The organism is Exiguobacterium sp. FD-YE-25-4 (assembly GCF_057004685.1).
In genome coordinates, this window is the sequence record NZ_CM168041.1 from 1,972,053 (window position 1) to 1,997,356 (window position 25,304).

At 52.8% G+C, this 25,304-nt stretch carries 19 protein-coding genes and 2 pseudogenes; 5 read left to right on the forward strand and 16 right to left on the reverse strand.

The features are described from left to right. Positions 1-3: 3 nt before the first annotated feature. The 10 genes from AC13H5_RS10195 to AC13H5_RS10240 form a co-directional block, all read right to left on the reverse strand. Complete coding sequence (locus tag AC13H5_RS10195; RefSeq protein ID WP_034778329.1) at positions 4-1,356, reverse strand: glucose-6-phosphate isomerase; 1,353 nt, start codon at positions 1,354-1,356, stop codon at positions 4-6. Positions 1,357-1,462: 106 nt separating this feature from the next. Further along, entirely contained in the window at positions 1,463-2,626 is a 1,164-nt protein-coding gene (locus AC13H5_RS10200) for an iron-containing alcohol dehydrogenase (RefSeq protein WP_483545680.1), read from the reverse strand. Positions 2,627-2,694: 68 nt separating this feature from the next. Further along, positions 2,695-3,693, reverse strand: coding sequence for a Gfo/Idh/MocA family protein (locus AC13H5_RS10205; RefSeq protein WP_483545681.1), 999 nt, complete (start codon positions 3,691-3,693; stop codon positions 2,695-2,697). A gap of 94 nt (positions 3,694-3,787) precedes the next feature. Then, positions 3,788-4,180, reverse strand: coding sequence for a S1 domain-containing post-transcriptional regulator GSP13 (gene yugI, locus AC13H5_RS10210; protein WP_016509788.1), 393 nt, complete (start codon positions 4,178-4,180; stop codon positions 3,788-3,790). 194 nt (positions 4,181-4,374) lie between these two features. After that, the gene (locus AC13H5_RS10215) at positions 4,375-5,610 is read right to left on the reverse strand and encodes a lysine N(6)-hydroxylase/L-ornithine N(5)-oxygenase family protein (RefSeq protein WP_483546554.1); all 1,236 of its coding nucleotides are present in this window, start codon (positions 5,608-5,610) and stop codon (positions 4,375-4,377) included. A gap of 68 nt (positions 5,611-5,678) precedes the next feature. After that, positions 5,679-6,866, reverse strand: a complete 1,188-nt coding sequence (locus AC13H5_RS10220; RefSeq protein WP_138859141.1) for an aminotransferase — start codon at positions 6,864-6,866, stop codon at positions 5,679-5,681. Beyond that, entirely contained in the window at positions 6,863-7,357 is a 495-nt protein-coding gene (locus AC13H5_RS10225; RefSeq protein ID WP_021065542.1) for an Lrp/AsnC family transcriptional regulator, read from the reverse strand. Before AC13H5_RS10225 ends, AC13H5_RS10220 begins: the two co-directional genes overlap by 4 nt. A 2-nt stretch (positions 7,358-7,359) precedes the next feature. Next, positions 7,360-8,160 (reverse strand): glycosyltransferase family 2 protein, encoded by an 801-nt coding sequence (locus AC13H5_RS10230; RefSeq protein ID WP_214753014.1) that lies wholly within the window; start codon positions 8,158-8,160, stop codon positions 7,360-7,362. After that, complete coding sequence (locus tag AC13H5_RS10235) at positions 8,157-8,405, reverse strand: NifU N-terminal domain-containing protein (RefSeq protein WP_034778343.1); 249 nt, start codon at positions 8,403-8,405, stop codon at positions 8,157-8,159. Before AC13H5_RS10235 ends, AC13H5_RS10230 begins: the two co-directional genes overlap by 4 nt. A 12-nt stretch (positions 8,406-8,417) precedes the next feature. Further along, positions 8,418-8,651: a DUF1871 family protein gene (locus AC13H5_RS10240; protein WP_034778345.1), complete on the reverse strand. Its 234-nt coding sequence runs from the start codon at positions 8,649-8,651 to the stop codon at positions 8,418-8,420. Between the two features lie 508 nt (positions 8,652-9,159). Here AC13H5_RS10240 and AC13H5_RS10245 point away from each other — a divergent pair. The 3 genes from AC13H5_RS10245 to AC13H5_RS10255 are packed head-to-tail and all read left to right on the forward strand — an operon-like array spanning position 9,160 to position 12,960. Further along, entirely contained in the window at positions 9,160-11,427 is a 2,268-nt protein-coding gene (locus AC13H5_RS10245; protein WP_034778347.1) for a ribonucleoside-diphosphate reductase subunit alpha, read from the forward strand. A 29-nt stretch (positions 11,428-11,456) separates the two neighbouring features. Continuing rightward, positions 11,457-11,963 (forward strand): flavodoxin domain-containing protein, encoded by a 507-nt coding sequence (locus tag AC13H5_RS10250; RefSeq protein ID WP_138859138.1) that lies wholly within the window; start codon positions 11,457-11,459, stop codon positions 11,961-11,963. Continuing rightward, entirely contained in the window at positions 11,920-12,960 is a 1,041-nt protein-coding gene (locus AC13H5_RS10255) for a ribonucleotide-diphosphate reductase subunit beta (RefSeq protein WP_034778351.1), read from the forward strand. The genes AC13H5_RS10250 and AC13H5_RS10255 overlap by 44 nt, the downstream gene beginning before the upstream one ends. Positions 12,961-13,012: 52 nt before the next feature. On the opposite strand, the gene AC13H5_RS10260 is transcribed toward AC13H5_RS10255, so the two are convergent. Both AC13H5_RS10260 and AC13H5_RS10265 read right to left on the reverse strand, forming a co-directional pair. After that, positions 13,013-15,139 (reverse strand): N-acetylmuramoyl-L-alanine amidase, encoded by a 2,127-nt coding sequence (locus AC13H5_RS10260; RefSeq protein ID WP_483545682.1) that lies wholly within the window; start codon positions 15,137-15,139, stop codon positions 13,013-13,015. Between the two features lie 127 nt (positions 15,140-15,266). Continuing rightward, positions 15,267-16,055 (reverse strand): MazG nucleotide pyrophosphohydrolase domain-containing protein, encoded by a 789-nt coding sequence (locus AC13H5_RS10265; protein WP_483545683.1) that lies wholly within the window; start codon positions 16,053-16,055, stop codon positions 15,267-15,269. An 85-nt stretch (positions 16,056-16,140) separates the two neighbouring features. Here AC13H5_RS10265 and ytvI point away from each other — a divergent pair, with 85 nt between their 5' ends. Further along, on the forward strand, positions 16,141-17,268 hold the full coding sequence (gene ytvI, locus AC13H5_RS10270; RefSeq protein WP_034778354.1) for a sporulation integral membrane protein YtvI: 1,128 nt from the start codon (positions 16,141-16,143) through the stop codon (positions 17,266-17,268). A gap of 4 nt (positions 17,269-17,272) precedes the next feature. On the opposite strand, the gene AC13H5_RS10275 is transcribed toward ytvI, so the two are convergent. Then, positions 17,273-17,932, reverse strand: a complete 660-nt coding sequence (locus AC13H5_RS10275; protein ID WP_214753012.1) for a DUF429 domain-containing protein — start codon at positions 17,930-17,932, stop codon at positions 17,273-17,275. Between the two features lie 135 nt (positions 17,933-18,067). After that, complete coding sequence (locus tag AC13H5_RS10280) at positions 18,068-19,510, reverse strand: leucyl aminopeptidase (protein WP_214753010.1); 1,443 nt, start codon at positions 19,508-19,510, stop codon at positions 18,068-18,070. A gap of 329 nt (positions 19,511-19,839) precedes the next feature. On the opposite strand from AC13H5_RS10280, the gene ptsP reads away from it, so the two are divergent. Next, entirely contained in the window at positions 19,840-21,558 is a 1,719-nt protein-coding gene (ptsP, locus tag AC13H5_RS10285; protein ID WP_214753008.1) for a phosphoenolpyruvate--protein phosphotransferase, read from the forward strand. A gap of 135 nt (positions 21,559-21,693) precedes the next feature. On the opposite strand, the pseudogene ptsG (AC13H5_RS10290) reads toward ptsP, so the two are convergent. Together ptsG (AC13H5_RS10290) and ptsG (AC13H5_RS10295) are read right to left on the reverse strand one after the other, a co-directional pair. Next, positions 21,694-23,631 (reverse strand): annotated as a pseudogene (gene ptsG / locus AC13H5_RS10290) (glucose-specific PTS transporter subunit IIBC); the annotation flags it as partial. A gap of 140 nt (positions 23,632-23,771) precedes the next feature. Next, positions 23,772-25,271: pseudogene (gene ptsG, locus AC13H5_RS10295) on the reverse strand (glucose-specific PTS transporter subunit IIBC); the annotation flags it as partial. Positions 25,272-25,304: the final 33 nt, after the last annotated feature.

A 25,304-nucleotide genomic window follows, 5' to 3' on the forward strand; every position in this document is an offset into this window, starting at 1 on the left:
AAATTATTGGTTCAAGCGCTTTTCAAGCTCAGCTTTTTGTTCTTCGTAACCTGGTTTTCCAAGCAACGCGAACATGTTCGCTTTATACGCTTCGACGCCCGGTTGGTTGAACGGGTTCACCCCGAGAATGTATCCGCTCATCGCGCATGCCTTCTCGAAGAAGTAGAACAAGTAACCGAGGTGGTACGGCGTCATCTCTGGCAATTCGACAACGAGGTTCGGTACCTCTCCGTCCGTGTGGGCAAGGAGTGTTCCTTCAGCCGCTTTGTCGTTCACGAATTGGATCGTTTCGCCGGCGAGGAAGTTCAAGCCGTCGAGATCTTGCGCGTCTTCTGGCACGTTCATCGCGTGACGGACGTTCGTGACACGGATGACCGTCTCGAACAAGTCACGACGACCTTCTTGGATGTATTGTCCCATCGAGTGGAGGTCAGTTGAGAAGTCGACAGCCGCCGGGAAGATCCCTTTGTTGTCTTTTCCTTCTGATTCGCCGTAAAGCTGTTTCCACCACTCCGACACGTAGTGCAAGGCCGGTTCGTAGTTGACGAGCAACTCGATCGACTTGCCTTTCGCATACAAGGCGTTACGGACGACCGCATATTGGTACGCCTCGTTCTCAGAGAGCTCTGGTGACGAATAGGCGTTTTGTGCGTCGCGTGCACCTTCCATGAGGGCATCGATGTCGATGCCTGCCGCAGCGATCGGAAGGAGTCCGACCGGTGTGAGGACCGAGAAGCGGCCTCCGACGTCATCCGGGATGACGAACGTCTCGTAGCCTTCCGCATCCGCAAGCGTCTTCAAGGCGCCACGGGCACGGTCTGTCGTCGCATAGATGCGCTCACGAGCACCGTCTTGACCATACTTGTCTTCCATGAATTGTTTCAAGACACGGAACGCGATCGCCGGCTCTGTCGTCGTTCCCGATTTCGAGATGACGTTGACCGAGACGTCTTTGCCTTCGAGCACCTGGAGCAACTCCGTCAAATAAGTAGACGAGATGTTGTGACCTGCGAAGAAGACTTGTGGCGCGTTGCGCTCTTCTTTTGACAATACGTTGAAGAATGAATGTTGAAGCATCTCGATGGCCGCGCGTGCGCCGAGGTATGATCCACCGATCCCGACGACGACGAGGACGTCCGAGTTCTCACGGATTCGTTCCGCGGCCGCTTTGATGCGGGCAAACTCATCCGTATCGTAGTTTGTTGGGAGGTCGACCCACCCAAGGAAATCGCTACCTGCCCCGCTGCGGTCATGGATGACCGAATGCATTGCTTTCACGGTTTCTTGCAATTGATCGACTTCATGTTCCCCGACGAAAGACAGGGCGTTTGAATAATCGAAACGTACAGTTGACATGTCATTTCCTCCTTTAAATCGCTCCTTGAAGAGCCATACATGACCCATCATAAACGGAAACGTCGGATTCGTTCAATCATTATTGCAAAATAGGCATCAAATCGCCTTATTTGCTCAACTCAAGAATCGCTGCCACGTCTTCACGTTCGAGTGTGCGGAAGCGACCGAACGCCCCGCGTTTCATCGCCGAATCCAAGATGGCGTCGAACGTCGACTCGTCGATGTCATAGTCACGGAGCGAGCTTGGCGCGCCGAGCTCATCGAAGAAGGCACGAACGGCTGCAATCGTACGCTTCGCCGTTTCCAAATCTGTGTCAGCCGGTTCGACGTTGAACACTTCTGTGCCTAAGCGTGCGAAACGTGCTGCATTGTCTTCATCGAGTACATGTTCCATCCAGCGCGGGAACAGGATCGCGAGTCCGCCTGCATGCGGGATGTCATGGACAGCCGAGACCGCATGTTCGATGTTGTGCGATGCCCAGTCGCCCGAGGCACCCATTTGGAGCACACCGTTCAAGGCGATCGTACCTGAGAACAAGATGATGGCGCGCAAGTCGACATTTTCTAAATCGGCGATGAGTTTCGTTGCCGATTCGACGACCGCTTTCAATACGCCTTCCGTCATCCGCTCTTGAACCGGCGCATGGTTCGGGTGGAAGTACTGCTCGAAACAGTGGCTCATCATGTCGACGATGCCGTAAATCGTTTGGTCTTTTGGCACTGATACCGTGTAACGTGGGTCGAGGATCGAGAACGTCGGATAGACGAGCGGGTGACCCCAGCCGTACTTCTCTTGTGTCTCCCAGTTCGTGATGACCGAACCTGAGTTCATCTCAGAACCGGTCGCCGCGAGCGTGAGCACCGTACCGAACGGGACCGCTTCCGTCGGGATGTGGTCACGGAGCACGATGTCCCAAGCGTCGCCTTCATACGGGATGGCCGCCGAGATGAGTTTCGTGCAATCGATGACCGAACCGCCGCCGACTGCGAGCAATGCGTCGATGTTTTCTTCACGCGCTTGTTTGACGGCACGACGTACCGTCTCGATGCGCGGGTTCGGCTCGACGCCTGAGAAGTCGACGAAATCGATCGAGGCGTTGTTCAGTTCCGCCACGACTTCATCGTACGTGCCGTTCTTTTTGATGCTCCCGCCTCCATAGACGAGCATCACTTTCTTGGCGTCAAGCGCCTTCAACTCGCTCGCGAGTTTTTCAATCTGATGTGTCCCGAAAATAAGTTTCGTCGGGTTCTTGTATTCAAAGTTGTGCATGTTTCATCCTCCTTCGAAAATATGTAACACCTACACTATATACCCTGTTTTTTATGATTGAAAAGCAATCAGGCCTGAGCGTAGATGCGGTCGATGATCGTATGGAGCGTCACCGCCTGTTCCGCTTGCAGGTACGATGGCTCGTGCCGACAAGCCTCGAGGAACGTGCGAATCTGACTGGCGTACGGATCTTGGAGCGTCAGATGGGCCGGTGATTTATCGAATAAGGCGCCATGCTCTTCCGTATGGAGTTGGAGAGGAAAGAGCGACGCCCCGCCCGTCGTGCCCCGTAGTTCGACCCGCATCGTGTCCGCCGCCTCGACATTGGCCATGAAACTCGCGTCTAAAAACAAAGATGCTCCGTTGTCGAACGTGACCATCGCCCGGGCCGTGTCTTCGACCGAGAACGCCTCCGCGTCCCAATCACCCATCAGCCCGACACCAGGCCGTGTGCCGAGGTATTGACCGACGTGACCGATGACATCGACCGGCTTCGGATAATCCATCAAATACAAGGCGAGGTCGAGCATATGTACCCCGATATCAAGCAGTGCACCGCCTCCTTGCAGTTCCTTATCCGTGAACACGCCCCATCCCGGGATACCACGACGCCGCAGGGCAAGGGCCGTCGCCGCATAGACATGACCGAGTTCCCCGGCATCGATCATCCGTTTCAATAGTTGTGTGTCCGACCGGTGCCGGTAATGGAATCCGTAATGCAGCGTCCGCTCTGCCTTCCGGGCCGCTTCTAGCATCTCGTTCGCCTCACGGGCCGAGATGGCCGGTGGCTTCTCACAGAGGACGTGACATCCTGCCTCGAGTGCGGCGATGACTTGCGCTTTGTGGAGCGCGTTCGGCGTACATACACTGACCGCATCGAGTTGTTCTGTGACGAGCATCTCTTCGACCGTCTCATACACCCGTTTGATTCCAAACTGTTCAGCCACCGCTTCCCCGCGCTCTCGCGTCCGATTCATGACGGCGACGACGTCGGCCCCTGCCGCGATGTATTGCGGGATATGGGCAGTCTTGGCAATTCCACCCGTACCGATGATTCCGATTCTCATGGTCCTCACTCCTTTTCTGTACTGTTCGTGAACGAGCGGGACATTTCCTGTACAAAAAAAAGACGACCTGCACATGGCAGGTCGTCTCAATCACTTACTTCTTGAAGTTCGTGTTTTTGATCCAGTCTTCGAGCTTGTCCTTGAGGACAGTGAATCCTGGAGCTTCTTCTTGCTTGAAGTTTGAAGCTTCGTTGCGGCGTGGTGCGCCACGACGAGCTGGCTTAGCCGACTTCTCGCGTTTTGGAGCTTCTTGTGTCGCTTTCATTGAAAGCTTGATTTTCTTAGATGCTTCATCAACATCAAGAATTTTCACTTCAACTTCTTGACCGACTTGAACGTACTCGTTCACGTCTTTCACGTAGTCGTGTGAGATTTCAGAGATGTGGACAAGACCTTGAGTCTCGTCGTCGAGTGCGACGAACGCACCGAAAGGTTGGATTCCTGTTACTTTACCTTTTAAAACTTGATCTTTTTCGTATTTTGCCATTACAAACACTCCTATGCTAAATTCATCAACTTACTATAACATACTTTTTTCGATAAAGTGTACAAATTAGTAAAAAAGATTATTTGGGATTATTTTCGTGTTTCAAAGTCGACGGGTCGGGTAAATACAAATCAAGCAAGACTTCAAGTATTCCCCCCTGATTCCGCTAGGCTAACGCCTAGCCCTTTTTTTGTTCAAAAGCTTGTAAACGGTCGCTGTGCGGCCACCTCAAACACCGTCTCCCCTACCATTTCATTCAACATAATCGCGTTCCGATATACGGCCATCCCTAAATTCGTTGCCGCCGGCCCGTGCGAATGTTCCAAGTTCGTATGGGTGAACAGACTGCCGGTTAACCGAGTCTCCGTCGCGATTTGATAGCGGTTGTTGACGCGCCATAGTCGTTCCGCTTCCCATTCGATGTCAAATCGTTCGACCCACTCCGGAATCCGCGGTCGATACCCGGTCGCCGCCACGACCGCATCATATTCGTTCGTGAACGATTCACCGCTATGCTGCTGAGTCCCTTCGACCATATAGCTCGATGAGTGCGATACGCGCTCGATTTCGATTTGGGTACACAAGTTCGTCGCTTGGTCCGTCCCGTCCGCCGTCCGATGATATAACGCCCCATAGATGGCACGGAGCGTCTCTGGGTTGACGCCATTGCGGAATCGTTCGAACGACTTCCCAAGTTGCTCACGTTCCGCGTACGGTAATCGATTGAAATACTCGACATACGACAAGCTGAAGATTTCTTCCCCGAGTTTGCCGCTCTCGAGCGACTCGAACACGTCCGAGCGCGTCACCCAATCGATTTGTTGCCGCGTTTTATCGGATCGACTCAATAAATCGAGATACACCTCCGCCGCGCTCTGCCCGCTGCCGATGACGACGATGCGGTCCTTTTCAAGCAATCGTTCCCGCTCCATTCGATACGAGCTCGTATGGATGACGTCTTGGAACGCCTCTGGGATGAGCGGTTCGGCCCCGGTCCCGATGACGACGTGTCGCGACGATAGCGTCTCTTCGCCTTTAGGCGTCGCGACCGTGACGAGGAAGCCTTCCTGTGCCGGACGGACGTCGACGACCCGGTGCGAGAACTTGATTGTGTCGAGCGAGGCAGCGATCGCCTGCAAATAGCGATTGAACTCTGTCCGGGGAATCGTCGGGCTCTCTTGGACGATGAACGTCTGCAGTCGGCCCGCCTGCTTCAAGTAGTTCAAATAACTGTGCCGGCTCGTCGGGTCGGCGAGCGTCACAAGGTCATATAAATAATGCGTCTGCATCGTCGCCGCTTCGAGCAACATTCCTTCATGCCACTTGAAGTCGGTCCGCTCTTCAAAACATATCCCCGTCAATTTGGTCGATTCGCTGAGCGCCATCAAGCCGAGATTGTACGGGCCACATCCGATTGCTACAAAATCCACTCGTTCCAATGACCTCACCTCGCTCGTCTTTTCCCATCTATTATACCACTAAAACGTAAAACAGACCCTCATCGCTGAGAGTCTGTCACTGTCGTCGTCACTTCGAACTGTTTCATGAACCGATCAATGCGACGAATCGCTTCTTGTAATTGTTCGACCGACGTTGCGTAACTAGCCCGGACGAAGCCTTCACCGCTCGCGCCGAAGGCGTTGCCCGGCACGACCGCGACCCGTTCCTCGAGCAAGAGACGCTCGGCGAACTCTTCGCTCGTCAATCCGGTATGGCGAATCGATGGGAAGGCGTAGAACGCCCCACCCGGTACGTGCGTCGGTAACCCGGCGTCATTGAGGGCCTGGATGAAGTAGTTACGGCGCTGCCGATAGCTCTTCACCATCTTCGGTACATGCTGGTCGCGGCTCTTCAGTGCCTCGAGACCGCCGAACTGAACGAGCGTCGGGGCACACATCATGCCGTACTGATGAACTTTGAGCATCTCCCGTGTTACGACTTCCGGCGCACATGTGAACCCGAGCCGCCAGCCTGTCATCGCGAACGCCTTCGAGAACCCGTTGACGACGATTGTCCGCTCGCGCATGTCATGAAGCGTCGCAAAGCTTGTGAACGGCTCGTCATATGACAGTTCGGCGTAAATTTCATCACTGACGACCCAAAGGTCATGTTTCGTCGCGAGTTCCGCAATCTCGGTGAGTTCTTCACCCGTCATCGTCGCTCCGGTCGGGTTTGACGGGAAGCAGAGGAGCATCGCTTTCGTGCGCTCCGTGATCGCCGCTTCGACGTCTTCCCGGTTCAGACGGAACCCGTTCTCCGGACGACAGGCGACCGGGACGACCGTCCCGCCGGCGAGCTCGATGAGCGGCCCGTACGAGACGAAAGCCGGTTCAACGACGATGACCTCGTCACCTGGGTTGAGGAGAGCCCGGAAGGCGATATCGAGCGCCTGCGACGCGCCCGTCGTGACGATCAGTTCCGTGGCCGGGTCATATGTCGCCCCGAACCGGTCCGCCATGTAACCAGCGATTTCTTGACGTAACTCGAGGAGACCGGCGTTCGCGCTATAGGCCGTGTAGCCTTGCTCGAGCGCCGCATAGCTCGCCTCGCGCACGTTCCACGGCGTGATGAAATCCGGCTCTCCCACCCCGAGAGAGACGACGTTTTCCATCGTTTGCGCCAAATCGAAGAATCGGCGAATGCCGGACGGCTTCATTGAGACGACTTGTTGGGATAGTGACTTCATGGCGTAATATTCAACCGTTTGTCTTCGACTTGTGGGGTGAATAAAATGCCATCATGCTTATACGTCTTCAATTTGAAGTGCGTCGTCGTCGAGACGACCGAGTCAAGCGGTGACAATTTGTCCGAAACGAACGACGCGACGTCTTGAAGCGAGTTCGCCCGAATGACGACTTGCAGGTCGTAAGCCCCTGACATCAAATAGAGCGCCGTCACTTCCGGGAAGCGATAAATGCGTTCCGCGACCTCATCGAAACCACGACCCCGTTTCGGAGTGACTTTGACGTCGATGAACGCCGTGACATCGTGGCGATTGATTTTTTGCCAGTTGACCATCGCCCGGAAGCCGAGCAAGATGCCGTCCGCCTTGAACTTCTCGAGCATCGCCTCGACAGTCGCCTCGTCGGTCGCGAGCAAGTTCGCCAACAGTTTCGTCTCGAGGTAGCCTTTCTCTTCGAGCAGCTCGAGCAGTTCTAGTTCTTTCGATGTATACATAGTTATTCTCCTTCCGTTCTACCGGGGAACGCCCCTGTGAACGTTCTCTCTGTCTGTCTCACATAGTCCCGTCGTTCGGCTTGGACGATATGGAAGTTCTTCATTTCCATATTGACCAAACCGTGCTTGTGACAGAACCGATCAAAGTAACGACGGCGCGTCTCGTCTTGTTTGGCCGACAAGTTGTCGGTGCCATTGAACGCATAGAGCACCGTCGCGCGGGCCGGATGACGAATCGTCCCGACCTCACTGACACGTAGAATGAAATCCCAATCCCAGTAGTTATAGACGTCCTCGTCGAACGATCCAATCGTCTCGTGGAGCTGTTTTCGATAGAGCGTACCGGACGGGATAAACGTCGAGTCTTGGCGAAGTCGCTCCAAATCGAGGGCGTAGGCGAATGCCTCCCAGTCGGTGACGCGACGGCGCCCATCTTCCCACGTAAAGCGGAACAGTTCCGCGTCCGTGAAGACGAGGTCGGCCGAACGGATGTCCTCGAGCGCTTGTTCGATATGGGTCGGCATGAGTAAATCATCATCGTCGAGCAACAGGATATAGTCGCCGCTCGCTTCCTGTACGCCGCGATTGCGGGCTTTGACGTGATGATTCTCGCCAAGATCGATATATCGAATCGATAATCGATTCAAAAAAGGCGCCAAAAGATGCTGCTTTGGCGGCCCGTCATTATTGATCACAAGTACTTCGAACTCCCCGAACGTCTGGACGACCAGACATTCGAGCAGTTCCGTCAGTTCCGTCTCCCGCGAATGGACCGGGATGACGATGGAAACGAGCGGGTTCATCCGCGGTAAGCAGTTTCGACGTGCGGCAAGATGGCTTCCCAGCTGACGCCGTTTTCTTTCGATACCGTGACGAAATCGCCATAGGCGAATACGCTCTCGACGCCTTCGATGGCGACGAGTTTCGCGAGGAGCGGTTGGTCCGTCTCTTCACCGGCTTTCACGCTTTGGCTTTTCGCGCCGAAGACGTTCTCAGGAAGTGTAATTTTCATTGCATTTGGATTCGGTGTTGGATCGATACGTAACATCGTGGTTCCCCCTTATAGTTGACAAGATTCTGAAGACGCGAGTAGTCGTGCCGCCATGGCCCGTGTTTCCGGTTCACTTGGACAGTCGCCAAAAGCGTCTGTCAAGATCTGTCGAATCACGTCATCCAATTGATCGATCGAATCGACGTGAATGAGCGCCAAGGCGATATCGTCAAACTCTGGTCCATACGACCCAAGCCCGTAACCGAGTGGGTCCCATGCTAATAATAAGTCTTCTGCTCTCATTTGTTAAACCCTTCTTTTTACCTTGATTTCAAATCGTACTCCCTCAATCTACCTCACTTTTCAATTCGATGCTAGTGAGCGTTCGAATTTCCCTCGTTTTGAAAAAACAGTCGTCACTATATATAGTAATCGCTCAAATCATAAAATGAATAGAAGATAGGACGAAATCCAATGAATTTATCGTTTATTTGGACATCCGGTTCATGATTGACCGCTTACATAAAATTGCACGCGTTCTCACGCAAACGTCAATTTAATTTTTTTCTATCTCATATCTCATCTCAAATCGGATGATAGCGCCGTTTTTGAGTAAAAGTAATCTAGGCGTCGACAGTTTGCCGAATGTCAAGATTGCAAAACTAAATATAGGTGATTTATGATTAAAAAGACAAGAAAACGTCAATATATAGTTAACGGATATTTATCACGTTCATCCATCATTGACGTCGAATCGGACAAGTTCCGCTATACCTTTATAATATCTACATCCGAAGAAGGAGTGATCGTTTTGACATCCCCTATCCATCACGAGACGATGTTGGCTGCTGCGCCAACACTTACTGACGTCTCGACATTGATCCAATCATTAAAACAACGCTACCCACAGCTTAGTGTCGAACGATACGAAGAACGAGCCGTCCGGGCGCTCGAAGGAAAGACACTGACACAAGATGTAGTATATGAACTCTTGACGATGCACGCCCTCGATATGTTGAAGGCTGAAGAGCCGGACTGGACGTTCGTCGCCACAGAAATGTACTTAAACCGCCTCTATTTAGAAGCGGCCCGTAACCGCGGTTATGACGCCTCGATGCGTTACGGCGCTCTCTATCCAATGATTGAGACGCTCACGACAAAAGGCATCTTCACCTCGGCACTACTCGATACGTACTCGAAAGAAGACATCGCCTACTTGGAGACGTTGATTGACCCGTCACGTGACCGCATGTTCACATACATCGGTCTCCGGACGTTAGCAGACCGTTACCTCGGCCGCGACCACGTCAAAAACTTGTACGAGTTGCCGCAAGAGCGGTTCATGGTCATCGCCATGACGCTCATGCAAAAAGAGAACGCTGACCAACGCGTGAAACTCGTCGAAGAAGCGTATTGGGCACTATCGAACCTCTATATGACGGTTGCTACACCGACGCTCTCGAACGCCGGGAAATCGTACGGGCAGCTCAGCTCATGTTTCATCGACACGGTCGACGACTCGCTCCGCGGCATCTACGACTCGAACACAGATGTGGCCACGCTCTCGAAAGGCGGCGGCGGAATCGGCGTCTATCTCGGCAAGATCCGCTCACGCGGCAGCGACATCAAAGGCTTCAAAGGCGTCTCGAGCGGCGCGCTCCCTTGGATGAAGCAACTGAACAACACGGCCGTCTCGGTCGACCAGCTCGGCATGCGCCAAGGCTCGATCGCCGTCTACCTCGACATTTGGCATAAGGACATCTTTGAGTTCCTCGATGCGAAATTGAACAACGGGGACGAGCGCCTTCGGACTCATGACTTGTTCACAGGCGTCTGCTTGCCCGACTTGTTCATGCGTACGGTCGAAGCACGTGGCGACTGGCACTTGTTCGACCCGCACGAAATTCGTACGGTCATGGGCTTCAGCCTTGAAGACTTCTACGATGAGACGGAAAATGGTGGTTCGTTCACTGAGAAATACATGGCGTGTGTCAATACGCCGGAGCTTTCGCGCGTAACGGTACCGGCCATCGACCTCGTCAAACGCTACATGCGTTCACAGCTCGAGACAGGAACCCCATACATGTTCTTCCGTGACGCCGTGAACCGCGCTAACCCGAACAAACACGCCGGCATGATCTACAGCTCGAACCTCTGTTCAGAGATCGCGCAAAACATGTCACCGACGACGATCGACGAAGAGTACACAGCGGACGGAAAAATCGTCATCACGAAAACACCTGGTGACTTCGTCGTCTGTAACTTGAGCTCGATCGCCCTCGCCCGGGCCGTGAAGTCAGATGTGCTCGAACGACTGATCCCGATTCAAATGCGGATGCTCGACAACGTCATCGACTTGAATACAATCGAAGTACCGCAAGCGATGATCACAAACCAAAAATACCGCGCCGTCGGACTCGGAACGTTCGGTTGGCATCACCTGCTCGCCCTCGAAGGCATCCGTTGGGAATCGGTCGACGCCGTTCAGTACGCGGAAAAGCTATATGAGAAGATTGCTTACCTCACGATTCAAGCGTCAATGGAATTAGCTAAAGAAAAAGGCGCATTCGGTGTCTTCGAAGGATCGGAGTGGCATACGGGTGAGTACTTCAAACGCCGTAACTACCGCTCACACGATGAACTCGATTGGGACGGCCTCGCGGAAGCGGTTCATCAAAACGGTGTCCGCAACGCCTACATGATGGCGGTCGCACCGAACTCGTCGACGGCCATTATCGCCGGCAGCACCGCCTCGATTGATCCAATCTATAAGAAGGTCTACTCGGAAGAGAAGAAAAACTATAAGATCCCGGTGACGGTCCCTGACCTCAACCCGGAGACGAACTGGTTCTATAAATCAGCGTTCGAAGTCGACCAGCTCTGGAGCATCCGTCAAAACGCGGCCCGTCAGCGTCACATCGACCAAGCGATCAGCTTCAACCTATACGTCAAAAACGACGTGAAGGCGACCGAAATGTTGGCGATGCACCTTGAGGCGTGGTCACTCGGAATGAAATCAATCTACTACACGCGTTCGACGACTGTTGAAGTCGACGAATGTGAATCGTGTGCTTCGTAACGTCACGTAACAGAAAGGTGGGACCAACCATGAACGTCGCAATCGTCTATAGTTCGATGAGCGGGAATACAGAAGAGGTCGCCGAACTGATTCAGGCGACTCACGTCCATCGGGGCGACCGCGTCGCCCTGTATGAAGCGGACCGCATCGGCCATCGCGAAGCCCAATCACTCGCCACGTACGACCTCGTTTACTTCGGGTCGTATACGTGGGCGGACGGCGTCTTGCCGGACGAGATGAAAGACACGTTCCGTCTCGTCTTGAAAGAACTTAATGTGCCGCTCCGCCAAGCCGCCGTGTTTGGGACAGGTGACAAGATGTTCGTCCACTTCTGTCGGGCGGTCGACGAGATGGCCTACCACCTTTCGAAATACGGAATTCCCCTCGCCGGTGAGACATTGAAAATCGAGCAGTCACCGCGCAATCAACCGTACAACGTCCGTCATTGGGCCGAACGGTTGGCTAGAAACACCGAAGAAGGAGTATATGTCCATGACCATTCAAAAGATCAAACTACTGTCGCCCAAACATCCTAACCGGGCGACTGCCATTATTGGGGGCGAGACGAGTTCCATCGTCAATTGGAATGACATCGCCTATCCGCAGTTTTACACCATCTATAAACAATTGCTCTCAAACTTTTGGATCCCGGATGAGATCTCGATGTCGAAAGACATGCAGCAATGGCCGCAGTTGAGCGAGCGTGAACAAGACGCCTTCAAACGCATCATCGGGTTGTTGTCGATCCTCGACTCGGTACAAACACGCTATATCCTCGAGTCATCGATGTTCTCATCAGATTCGTCGGTGCACGCCGTGCTCGCCGTCATCGCCCAACAAGAAGTCGTCCATAACCAATCATATAGCTACGTCCTCTCGAGCCTCGTCCCGCTCAGCGAGCAAAATCGCATCTTCGATATCGCCAAGGACGACGAGATGGTCATGAAACGGAATCAGTTCATCTTGGACTTATACGAGGACTTCCGGGCCGACCAGACGGCCGAGACGTTCGCCAAGTCGCTCGTCGCCTCAATCATTCTCGAAGGCATCAACTTCTATTCCGGTTTCGCCTACTTCTACAACTTGGCCCGTCACCAGAAGATGGTCGGCACGTCGACGATGATCAGCTACATCCAGCGTGACGAGATGCAACACTCGTATTTCGTCAGCCAGTTGCTCCGGGCCGTCTTGACGGAAAACCCGGAGATCGACGCCGACGGCAGCTTCAGCCAGTTCGTCTATGACACGATGGCGGAAGCCGTCGACCTCGAGGTCGAATGGTGCGAATACGTCCTTCGCGACCTCGACGGGCTCGACGTCAGCGAGATGCGCGATTACGTCAAATACCTCGCCAACAAGCGCCTCCGCGTCATCGGCTTGAACGATCTGTATGAAGGGTTCAACGAAGACGTCATGCCGTGGATTCGTGCGTACTCAGACGATTCATTGAATGCCACGAAATCCGACTTCTTCGAACAGAAGTCACGCTCGTACGCAAAAGTCACCGACGCCAACGGCTTCGACGACCTATAAGCACAAAACGCCCCGACTCACGATGAGTCGGGGCGTTTTTAATGGATGAATTTTAATGATAAGCGCGTACGTACTGAGCGATCCCTTCAGCGACACCTTCCGCCATCCGTTGGCGTGAGGCGTTGCTCCGTAAGTGGGTGACGTCTTGCGGCGAAGAGATGAAACCGAGTTCGACGAGGGCCGATGGCATCGTATTATAACGAATCACATAATAGTTCGCCGTCTTCACACCGCGGTTCGTCATCCCGGACATCTTGCCCATCAAATTGGATTGAATGTTCGTCGCGAGCACACGGCTCTTCGAACTGTGGGCTGAATAAGACGAATAGAACGTCTCGACACCTTTAGCATACTGAGTCGTCGCAGCATTCGTGTGCAAGCTGACGAACAAGTTACCGCGAAGCGTTTTTGCCGTCTGAACGCGTTGGTCGAGCGTCAAGTAGACATCTGTCGAGCGCGTCAACCGGACTTGGTAGTCATACTTCGAACGAAGATACGCCTCGACTCGTTTCGTCACATCGAGAACGATCGTCTTCTCATAGAGCGATCCATTCACCGCTCCCGGGTCACCGCCTCCATGGCCCGCATCGAGGACGATGACGGCATTGCTCGTCGCGCTCGGTTTGAGCGTCATCGCGTAAGCCGTCGAGATGTAGCCGTCGCGACCATTGTACTTGATTTTATAAAAGCCGTTCGTCGAGCCGTAATGGTCGACTTGAGTGCCATGGGCGAGTCGGCCGAGAATCGTCGAGCTCGCCGAGGCGCTCGCCCGGACGTTCAAGACGTCCCCTGGTGTGTTCGTATACACTTTCCCTTTAGGCGTCGCCGCAGGGGCGGCCGGGGCCTTCCCGGCCGACAACCAAGCTGTCGGGGTATAGAACGTGTCCGACCCGATATAGACGACCGACCAGCTCGAGTTATGTTTGCTGTACGTCACCGGCGTATACTTCGGCAACACACGAGCGACCGGTGATGATTGAAGCGTCTTCTTGAACAGGTTGGCATTTCGGTTCGCATATCCTGTTACTTTTTGAATGACCGGCGGTTTCGTTATCGGCGGCGCTCCTGGTGTGATCCATGCCGTCGGCGTGTAATATGTTTTGCTGCCGATGTAGACGATCGACCAACTCGAGTTATATTTGCTCGAGACGACCGCCGACTTGGCCGGCAACACTTTCAACACCGTCGAACGTTGGTTGCGCGCGCCGAACAGTTTCAACTCGCGGTTGGCATGACCATCGACTTTTACGACTGGCGGTTTCGTCGTCGGCGGAGGCATCGTCGGTGCCCCAGGCGTAATCCAAGCCGTCGGCGCATAATACGTTTCGCTTCCGACATAGACGACCGACCAGCTTGAGTTATATTTGCTCGAGACGACTTCCGTCGTGACCGGCAATACTTTCAACACTTTCGAACGCTGATTGCGCTCGCCGAACAACTTCAACTCACGGTTGGCATGACCGTTTACTTTTGCCGCGTTCGGTTTCAAAGTTCCCGGCGTGATCCATGCCGTCGGCGTATAATATGTGCTACTGCCAACGTAGACAACCGACCAGCTCGAGTTATATTTGCTCGAGACGACCGCTGACTTAGCCGGCAATACCTTCAACACCGCCGAACGCTGATTCCGTTCGCCGAACAACTTCAAATCACGATTCGTATAGCCTGTTTCACGGGCTGGTGTCGATGCGACGGCTTTCGGGGCAATATATGCCTTGGCCGCATAATACGTCTTCCCGTTCAAGTACACTTTCGCCCAAGACGAGTTATGCACGGCATATTGAACGGTCGTGCCTTTTTTAAGCGTCCGGTACACGGTCGCCTTGCTATGGGCCGACACACGGATGTTCAAGTTGACGGTCGTCACACCCGTCGAAGTGGCAGCTTGCTTCGTGACCGTCGTGGATTGGGACGGGATTCGCTTGATGTACTGGGCGGAAGCATAGTACGTTCGATTGTTTAAATATATCTTACTCCACGATTTGTTATAAATTACATATTTTACTTTTGTTCCCTTTTTTAGCGTTTTTATCAATTTCCCGCTCGTACTTGGTGCAGAGCGAACGTTCAAGTTGACTGTCGTCTCTCCGTCCAAAGTAGCGGCTTCCACCGCGGGTATTTGGATTGAAAACAAGACAATGGTCATGATGAGGGCAAGTTTAAAAAGCTTCATATTCATCCAAAATATTCCTTTCTTCATACGCACATCGCGACTGACAACACCTTCATAGTAGCACATTGCTTTTATTAAAAAAGTAAATATTTGAAAAAATGATGAATACTTTTTACAAAAAAGGTGAATGTTTTTACCCTTGTTTTCGCACAATCCAAAACGTGTCAGTGCCATGTCGCTCGATCTCGACGGCGAAAGGGGCCGCTAGTTGCAAATCAGTCTCGATGGAGCGATCGATTTGGAAAGGCGGCTCAGGTTGTCGAATGACAAACCCATCGAGTCCCTCGACTTCGGCGATCTTTAAAAACCGCGCCAAGTGCCCTTCCCGCTCTCTATATCGGCTCACTTCTTCGAAAGGTTTAGCCTTCACCCCGCCCCAGTACCGTCCTTCCACATAAGAACGATACGTGCGGACCGAATCTTCCGTAATCGGGTCGGGGGTATGGTCGAAGCGTCCGAAGTCTCGGGACGACTTGTCTTCGATCAACGAGGCGATCTCCGCGAATAGGTCAAATCCATTCATGTCGGCAAGTTCCATGACCGCCTGTTGAACGGCCTCGATGTGTCGTTGCAACGATCCCGGCGTCGCGGACGCCTTCAATTTTTTATCGCCTTCGTAGGCATTTAATATGCGGCCAACTTCCCCCGCCTCGCGCACGAGGCGGTAGTAGCTACGTTCTTCTTTCGTCTCGTCACGGTCTGTCGTTTTATTCGTGAGGGTGATGGCATATTGATTCGCCAGACACGTCGAAATAACGAAGACGTCCATCAGCTCTTCTCGCAGGGCGACTCGGTCGTCGGCATAGAGCGCGCCACCAACTTCGCCCACTTCTTCTAACAGCCGGGCCAACCCCGACAGCGGCCGCCAGTAGCCGCCTAAATGAATAATCATCCGATCGATCCGTCGTTGTAATTCCTTCATGTTTAATCACCTATCCATCCTCTATATTTACCGGTTGCGTGGTATACTATGCTCAATCCAATCGTTAGGAAAGGGGCCATGTGTCGTGTCGCCAGCCAGGCTTTGGCAGTTACTTCGTTTCCTGCTCGTCATTATCGGGCTCGTCTTCGTCATCTGGGGACTGAGCGTCCTCTTTACGTACACGTATCCTTTCGTGTTCGCCTTCTTGTTATCCTTGTTGACCGTCCCGCTCGTCAATTGGTTCGAGCGCGAGACCAAATTGCCCCGGGCTCTTGGGACGCTCGCTTCCTTGTTGATCGTCATGAGTGTCGTCAGCGGTGTGATTGCCATCGTGGTGACTCAACTCATCCGTTACTTGACGATCGCCGCCGAGAAACTTCCCGACCAGATTGAAACGTTCACCGAATACATACAACGCATGTTCAACGAAAAGATTGCCCCGTTCGTCAATGATGCGTATGACAGCGTCCAGCGGCTCAATCCGGGACAGACGAACTCGCTCGAAGGCGGGATCACCGAGATCGGGGTCCAGCTCGGAGCCGCGATCGGCGTCTTGTCACGAGGGGTCGCCGGTTTGTTGCAAGATATCCTCAGCGCCTTACCGCTTGTCTTGCTCTTGTTCATCGTCATCGTGCTCGCCTGGTTCTTCATCACGAAAGACTGGAACGTCTACATGCGGTCCATCGCGCGCTTGAATGAGCGGAAAGGCTTCAAGGAATTTGAACTGGTCATGACCAATTTGCGCTCGGCCCTGTTCGGTTACGTCCGGGCCCAATTGACGCTTATCTCCATTACGTTCGGGATCGTCCTTGTCGGCATGTTCATCCTGCGGGTCGACAATCCATTCTCTTTCGCACTTTTAGCGGCCATCTTCGACTTGTTGCCGTACCTCGGCGTCGGGACGCTGTTATTGCCATGGGCCGCCTATGCCGCCGTGAGCGGCGACTGGTTCCTCGCCATCGGCCTCGTCATCTTGTATATCGTCGTCATCGTCCAACGTAACTTGGCTGAACCGAAAATCGTTGGTTCTCACATTGGACTTGACCCGCTCGCCGCCCTCATCTCGATTTTTGTCGGTTTGCAACTGTTCGGGGTGCTCGGCTTCATTTTAGGACCGGTCTTGGCCGTTCTGCTCAAGGCGCTCTATAACGCCCAAGTGTTTCACTATATGTGGAGATTCGTCCTCGGGCCGACGACACCAAAAGAGCGATGACGCGTCATCGCTCTTTTGTCTTCGGTACCGCCACGAACGGCGCTCCTTCAGTTTGGTCAGGATGCGTCACCATCCCAGTCGTTCCCGCCTCATAGGCGGCCACGGCCAAAATACAGGCGTCGATAATATCATCGACTTGTACGTTCGACATCTTCCACTTCCAGGGCGAGCTTTTTGAATAGCGGCGCAACAACTCGATCCGTTCGAGCTCTCCCGCCTCGGTCTTCTTGCTGAAACGCGCCTCGTTCCCGGTCATGACAGCGAAGCACACTTCCGGGTGTGACTCATAGACGTCCGTTTCAGCGATCGTTTGAAACTCTCGAATCCGCGGCACAAGGTTCCACGCTTGTTTGCTGATTCCTTTTCCGACTAGTTCGCGACTTCTCGCGTTGGCCGTCTCATACGATGCTTCTGTTACCACTTCTTGAATCGGTGGTGTGAAGATCGATGACTTCCGCTCTTTTAGTTGCGACCGCATCCACGCGTCACACGTTCGGCCCGGCTTGTCGATCGACCCTAAGTCTTTCGGCATATCGACAAAATGCACGGCCCCTTCGATCAATAAATCTTCCAACTTCTCTGAGATGGTCAAACAGAGCGAGATGCTGTCGTACGTGATTCGTACCCAACCCCCGCGCGCGCCATCAATTCCTACTCCGACCACGGCGTCCCTCCTGCATCAAAAACAACACTCCGAGCACCGCGCAAAAGACGGTCACTCCTAACAACCAACGGCTTGGCCAAGCCGTGTATCCGAAACCGGAGACGACGGCCAAACCGATCAATACAAATCCAATTTTCAACGTTTCCATCCTTCGAGCATCGAGGCGAGTGTGCGCACCATGACGCCAGTCGGTCCTTTTGGTCCGAGGTCGCTCGCCGACGAACGTTCGCTCGTCCCAGCGATGTCGAGATGGAGCCAAGGCGTGTCCCCGACGAACTCACCGACAAAAGCGCCGCCGAAAATCATATGACCGTAACGGCCCGGTGAGTTGTTCAAGTCGGCGACTTCCGACTTACGCACTTGGTTGATGAAGACATCGAAGTATGGCATCTGCCAGACGAGTTCGTTCGTGTCACGGCTCGCAGCTTCTAAGGCGCCATAGAGCGACGCATCGTTCGTCAGGCAACCAGTCACTTCCGTACCGAGTGCGACGAGCACACCGCCCGTGAGCGTGGCCACATCGATGATGGCTTGCGGTTCATACGTCTTGGCAAAGGTAACGGCGTCGGCGAGGACGAGACGACCTTCCGCATCCGTGTTAAGCACTTCAATCGTCTTCCCGTTCATCGCCGTGATGACATCGTCCGGCTTGAATGCGTCCCCTGAGATCATGTTGTCCGTCGATGGGATGACACCGATGACGTTCACGTTCGGTTTCGTCGTCGCGAGCGTCTCGAATAAACCAAGTACCGTCGCGGCGCCGCCCATATCCCCTTTCATACCGACGATGCCGTCTTTCGGCTTGATCGAGTAACCGCCCGTATCAAACGTGATGCCTTTTCCGACGACAGCGACAGGCGCCTCGTCTCCAGCTCCGCGATATTCGAGCACGATCAACTTCGGCGGGATCGTCGACCCTTGGTTGACGGCGAGAAGCGCGCCCATTCCGAGCCCTTCCATCTCTTCTTTTTCAATGATGCGATGTTCAAAGCCGTGACGTTCGGCCAACTCGACCGCATAGTCCGCGAGCGTTTCCGACGTCAAAATATTGGCTGGCATCATAGTGAGCGACCGCGCCACATTCACACCACGTCCGTAAGCTGCACCTGCTAGCGCCTCTTCCTCTGCATCAGCTCCGAGCAACGTGATCGTTACGTCCGGTTTCGTCGGTTTCGGCTCTGATTTGTATGTAGGATGCTCATACGTCGCCATCTCATACGCTTCAGCAAACAGTTTCGCCGTATTCGGTCCGAACGTGTCGAGGGCGACTGCGACGTCCGTGAAGGCCCGGGCTTTGATGTGTTTGGCGACTTTCCCGAACCAATTGCGCACATTTTCAACCGTATTTTCGTTCCGTTGTCCGAGACCGACGAATAGGATCCGTTTAACCGTTCCCTCAAACGTCGGGACGATGGAGACTTCACCTGTTTTCGTTGAAATATCTGCCGATTGAATCAATGCTTTGACGCGTCCATTAAACAATGAATCGAGTCCTTGCTCAATCGTGTCGGCAGCGCCGATCCCCACGACGATTGTGTCATATGAGCCGTTCCAATCTAAGTCTTTCACTTGATACATGTTTGCCACTTCCCTTCTTTATATATGGTTAGCATAACGAACTTCTGCCAAATAATGAAACAGTATGCGCAAGAGTCAATAAATCTTCGAATTCAGGCGTTAACTCCTCGTTGTGACGATGATTTATTTTATGATAGGATAAGAAAGTACGCAATCAGGCATCCCTCCCTGTTGAGGCGAGGCCATTTTGTTCGGTCGAGGCTTCCCCTAGTAGTAGACCGTTGCTACTTTAATCTTCCAGGTTTTCGTTAGTTCCTTTTTCATTTCGGGTAAGAACTAACGAGATAACGTTGGAAACCACTATTTCTTTGAAGAGAGGGACTACGCTTATGTCACACATTAAAGGTATTGGCGCATCTGCAGGAATCGCAGTTGCGAAAGCATTCGTCATGGAGACACCTTCATTTGACATCCCGACAAACAAAATCGAGGACGTAGCAGCTGAGAAAGCCCGTTTCCAAGCGGCGATCGCTCAGTCGAAGACAGAACTCGAAGAAATTCGCGAGATCACACTTCGTGAACTCGGTGAAGACAAGGCAGAGATTTTCTCGGCACACTTGCTCATCGTCGAAGATCCTGAGATCGTCTCACAAGTGAACGACAAAATTGAAAGCGAACACATGAACGCTGCGAAAGCACTCGATGAAGTCGCTCAAATGATGGTCATGATCTTTGAATCGATGGATAACGAGTACATGCGTGAACGCGCTGCCGACGTTCGTGACGTCACAAAACGCGTCATGGCGCATATTCTCGGTGTCACATTCATGACGCCTGCGTCGATTTCTGAAGAAGTCATCATCATCGCTGAAGATTTGACACCGTCTGACACGGCGCAACTCAACCGTAAATACGTCAAAGGTTTCGCGACAAACATTGGTGGACGTACGTCTCACTCAGCGATCATGTCTCGCTCACTCGAGATCCCTGCTGTCGTCGGAACAAAAATAGCGCTCGAAGAAATCAAGAACGGCGACCTCGTCGTCATCGACGGGACAGAAGGCGACGTCTTCGTCAACCCGTCTGAAGAACTCGTCAATGAATACGTTGAAAAACGTGCTTCATTCGAAGCTTACAAAGAAGAGTTGAAACAGCTCGTCAACGAAGAGTCGGTCACAGCCGACGGCCATAAAGTCAAACTTGCGGCAAACATCGGTACACCGAACGACCTCGAAGGCGTGTTGAAAAACGGCGCTGACGCCATCGGTCTTTACCGGACCGAGTTCCTCTACATGGACTCAGAAACGTTCCCGACGGAAGAAGAGCAATATACAGCCTATAAAGCAGTACTCGAAGGTATGGACGGCAAACAAGTCGTCATCCGTACGCTCGATATCGGTGGAGATAAAGAATTGTCTTACCTCGACCTTCCAAAAGAAATGAACCCGTTCCTCGGCTATCGCGCAATTCGCCTTTGCCTCGAAGAGACAGACTTGTTCCGCACACAACTTCGCGCCCTTCTCCGTGCCTCAGCGCACGGTGACCTCGCCATCATGTTCCCAATGATCGCGACACTTGAAGAGTTCCGCGCGGCGAAAGCGCTCCTTCTCGAAGAAGAAGCGAAGTTGAAAGCAGAAGGCATCGCTGTCGGTAACTACGAGACAGGGATGATGGTCGAGATTCCATCGACAGCCGTCATGGCGAAGCAATTCGCGAAAGAAGTCGACTTCTTCTCAGTCGGCACGAACGACTTGATTCAATACACGATGGCAGCGGACCGCATGAACGAGAAAGTCTCGTACTTGTACCAACCGTTCAACCCGGCCATCTTGAACCTTCTCCACAACGTCATCACAGAAGCACATAAAGCTGGCAAATGGGTCGGCATGTGTGGCGAGATGGCTGGAGAAGAGCTCGCGATTCCAATCCTTCTCGGACTTGGCCTTGACGAGTTCTCGATGTCAGCTTCAAGCGTCCTTCGCGCACGTAGCCTCGTGAAGCGTTTGACGAAGTCAGAAACAGAAGCGATCGTTAACGACGTCCTCAACATGGATACAGCTGAAGAAGTCGTGAACTTCCTCAGTGAAAAATTCGATATTAAGAAGTAACAAAAAAAGAAGTTCTCGCAGCTGCGAGAGCTTCTTTTTTGTTTACTCGGCGCCTTTATCGTCCGTTCTGAAGTCGAGCGCTTCACCGGCGACGACCGTCTCTCCGAATGGGACGACGACGATTTTGCCGTCTCCGTTCGTCCAAATGATCGGCGTGATGAGCGATGGGACTTTGTCGCGAATCAAATTGAGGTCAACGTCTAGCAAGACATCCCCCGCTTCGACGCGGTCGCCTTCTTTCACTTTGGCGACGAAACCTTCGCCTTTCAGATTGACCGTATCGAGTCCGACATGGATAAGAATCTCGCGTCCATCGTCCGCAAGTAGACCGATCGCATGTTTCGTCGGGAAGAACGTCGTGATTTGTCCCGTGACCGGCGCAACGACTTGTCCTGAACTTGGTTCGATGGCAAATCCTTCACCCATCATGCGGCCCGAGAAGACTTGGTCCGGAACGTCATCAAGTGACAAGATGACACCTGACATCGGGGCGAGGAAGCGATGATCGGCATGTTCGGCCGCTTCCGGTGTGATGACGGCTTTTTCTTTCGGCTTGTATTCGCCGCCCTCGATGATGGCCGCGATTTGTGATTTGAGCGTATCTGATTTCGGTCCGAAGATGGCTTGAATGTTATCTCCGACTTCGAGTACTCCGGCCGCTCCCAAATCTTTGAGCAAGTCTTTGTCGACTTGTTTGACATCGTTCACGGTGACGCGAAGACGCGTGATACAGGCGTCGAGGTGTTTGATGTTTTCAGGTCCGCCGAGACCGACGAGCACTTCGTACGGTAAATCGTCTCCGACTACGGCTCGGGCTCCTTTTCCTTCAGCGACGGTTTCACGTCCCGGCACTTTTAAGTCGAACTTCGTAATGGCGAAGCGGAACCCGAAGTAATAAATGACCGCGAAGACGAGGCCGACTGGAATGACGAGCCACCAAGCTGTCCGGTTCGGCAATACTCCGAACAATAGATAGTCGATGAGTCCGCCTGAGAACGTCATCCCGATTTTTACGTTAAGCAAGTGCATGGTCATAAAGGATAGTCCAGCAAAGACGGCGTGAATACCAAAGAGTAGAGGTGCAACGAAGACGAACGAGAATTCGACCGGCTCGGTGATTCCCGTCAAGAATGAAGTGAGGGCTGCTGAGAAGTAAAGTCCTTCGACGTCTTTGCGACGTTCTTTCGGGACCGTGTGGAACATAGCGAGACAAGCGGCAGGTAATCCGAACATCATGAACGGGAATTTCCCGGTCATATACGTACCGGCTGTAAATTCGACCCCATCACGAAGCTGGGCGAAGAAGATCCGTTGGTCCCCTTGGACGAGATCCCCCGCCTGGTTCGTATATTCCCCGAACTGGAACCAAAACGGAGAGTACCAGATGTGATGCAGACCGAACGGAATCAAAGAACGTTCGACCAAACCGAAGACGAAGGCGGAGACCGCGACGTTCGCTTCAATGATCGTGCTCGAGAACGTATTGATGGCCGTTCCGATTGGCGGCCAAATATAGGCGAGCGCAATCCCAATCACCAAGCTGAACGCTGCGGTCGCGATTGGCACGAACCGTTTCCCTGCAAAGAACCCTAAGAAATCCGGCAACTTGATGTTGAAGTACTTGTTGTACGCGAATGCGGCAATGAGACCTGCGATAATACCTCCGAATACCCCCATTTGGAGCGTCGGAATCCCGAGTACCGTGGCATAGGCCGGGTCTCCCTGGGCGATTTCCGCGGTAATACCGTTCCACGTGCTGATAACCTTGTTCATAATCAAATAACCAACGATAGCTGCTAACCCGGCAACACCGTCCCCGTTGGCTAGCCCGATGGCGACACCGACGGCGAACAATAGACCTAGATTGGCAAACACGATATCCCCGGCATCTGTCATAACTTGCCAGACGAGGACGAGTGAATCGTTTGCCAAGAAAGGCAAGAGCGAAACGAGATCAGGGTTTTGGAACGCGGTACCAAATGCGAGTAATAGACCGGCTGCCGGTAAAATCGCAACCGGAAGCATGAGTGCCTTCCCGATTCGCTGCAAAACACCAAACACTTTCTTCCACATCATGGTTCCCTCCTTTTGTCAGAATACTTACTTTTCCCCATCTGCCAGTAGGCTGAAACCGTTTCACCCATACAAAAAAAGCCAATCCATAATGGATTGGCTTATAGCTTCATTCAGTTTGCTTTCTTTTCGTTACCTGAAGCGATGACCGCTTGCATTTCTGATTTCAATGCATCCGAACGTGGTCCGAAGATGGCTTGAATGTTGTTACCGACTTCAAGGACACCAGCTGCCCCGAGGCGTTTCAATTCTTCTTTGTTGACTTGGCTCTTATCTTTAACTTCAACGCGAAGACGTGTGATACATGCGTCTAAGTGTTTGATGTTTTGTGAACCACCGAAACCAACGAGGATATCTTGTGCAAGTTCCGAACCTGTAGCAGTTGATTGCTCAACGACTTCATCTTCACGGCCCGGTGTTTTAAGGTTGAACTTACGGATAACGAAACGGAATCCGAAGTAGTAAACGACTGCGAACACGAGACCGACTGGAATGACGAGCCACCAGTCTGTACGGTTAGGAAGTACACCGAAGAGAAGGTAGTCGATCAAACCGCCCGAGAACGTCATCCCGATTTTGACGTTCAAGATGTGCATGACCATGAACGAAAGGCCAGCAAAGACTGCGTGTACTGCGAACAAGAGTGGAGCAACGAACAAGAATGAGAACTCGATCGGCTCAGTGATACCAGTCAAGAACGATGTAAGTGCTGCCGAAGCCAAGAGACCACCGACGACCGCTTTACGCTCAGGACGTGCTTCATGGTACATAGCGAGTGCTGCTGCTGGAAGACCGAACATCATGAACGGGTACTTACCAGTCATGAACGTACCAGCTGTGAGCTCGGCACCATCACGAATTTGTGCGAAGAAGATCGCTTGGTCACCACGAACGATGTTACCCGCTGCATCCGTGTACGAGCCGAACTCGAACCAGAATGGTGAGTAGAAGATGTGGTGAAGACCAAATGGAATCAATGAACGTTCGATCAAACCGAAGATGAATGCCGCGAACGTGCGGTTTTCAGTCAACATGAAGTTTGAGAACGTGTTCAAGCCGTGTTGAACTGGTGGCCAGATGAGAAGCATAACGAAACCAGCGACAACTGCCAATACTGCAGTAACGATTGGGACGAAACGCTTACCAGCGAAGAAGCCAAGGAATTGCGGCAATTCGATGTTGAAGTACTTATTGTATGCCCATGCGGCAATCAGACCGACGATGATCCCTCCGAATACCCCTGTTTGGAGTGTTGGAATCCCAAGTACTGATGCGTAAGCCGGGTCACCTTGTGCGATGATTTCAGGTGTGAGTTCGAGCCAAACACCCATTACTTTGTTCATGATGAGGAATCCGACGATGGCTGCAAGTCCGGCAACGCCGTCCCCTGCTAAACCGATCGCGACACCGACTGCGAATAAGAGTGCTAAGTTCGAGAAGATAATGCCACCCGCTTGCTCCATGAGCTGAGCGAATTTCACAACGCCTGCGTTCGTTAACCAACCAGCGCGTGATGTGAGGGCCGGGTTTTGCATCGCGTTACCGAATGCAAGAAGAAGACCGGCTGCCGGCAAGATCGCTACAGGAAGCATAAGTGCTTTACCGACTTTTTGAAGAACACCAAAGATCTGCTTAAACATGATAAATCCTCCTTTTGTGATTGTTTCGTGCGG

Bases quoted from the DNA above. Each gene is read 5' to 3' on its own strand.
- AC13H5_RS10195 (WP_034778329.1), bottom strand. From the start codon at position 1,356: ATGTCAACTGTACGTTTCGATTATTCAAACGCCCTGTCTTTCGTCGGG.
- AC13H5_RS10200 (WP_483545680.1), bottom strand. From the start codon at position 2,626: ATGCACAACTTTGAATACAAGAACCCGACGAAACTTATTTTCGGGACA.
- AC13H5_RS10205 (WP_483545681.1), bottom strand. From the start codon at position 3,693: ATGAGAATCGGAATCATCGGTACGGGTGGAATTGCCAAGACTGCCCAT.
- yugI (WP_016509788.1), bottom strand. From the start codon at position 4,180: ATGGCAAAATACGAAAAAGATCAAGTTTTAAAAGGTAAAGTAACAGGA.
- AC13H5_RS10220 (WP_138859141.1), bottom strand. From the start codon at position 6,866: ATGAAGTCACTATCCCAACAAGTCGTCTCAATGAAGCCGTCCGGCATT.
- AC13H5_RS10225 (WP_021065542.1), bottom strand. From the start codon at position 7,357: ATGTATACATCGAAAGAACTAGAACTGCTCGAGCTGCTCGAAGAGAAA.
- AC13H5_RS10230 (WP_214753014.1), bottom strand. From the start codon at position 8,160: ATGAACCCGCTCGTTTCCATCGTCATCCCGGTCCATTCGCGGGAGACG.
- AC13H5_RS10235 (WP_034778343.1), bottom strand. From the start codon at position 8,405: ATGTTACGTATCGATCCAACACCGAATCCAAATGCAATGAAAATTACA.
- AC13H5_RS10240 (WP_034778345.1), bottom strand. From the start codon at position 8,651: ATGAGAGCAGAAGACTTATTATTAGCATGGGACCCACTCGGTTACGGG.
- AC13H5_RS10250 (WP_138859138.1), top strand. From the start codon at position 11,457: ATGAACGTCGCAATCGTCTATAGTTCGATGAGCGGGAATACAGAAGAG.
- AC13H5_RS10255 (WP_034778351.1), top strand. From the start codon at position 11,920: ATGACCATTCAAAAGATCAAACTACTGTCGCCCAAACATCCTAACCGG.
- AC13H5_RS10260 (WP_483545682.1), bottom strand. From the start codon at position 15,139: ATGAATATGAAGCTTTTTAAACTTGCCCTCATCATGACCATTGTCTTG.
- AC13H5_RS10265 (WP_483545683.1), bottom strand. From the start codon at position 16,055: ATGAAGGAATTACAACGACGGATCGATCGGATGATTATTCATTTAGGC.
- AC13H5_RS10280 (WP_214753010.1), bottom strand. From the start codon at position 19,510: ATGTATCAAGTGAAAGACTTAGATTGGAACGGCTCATATGACACAATC.
- ptsP (WP_214753008.1), top strand. From the start codon at position 19,840: ATGTCACACATTAAAGGTATTGGCGCATCTGCAGGAATCGCAGTTGCG.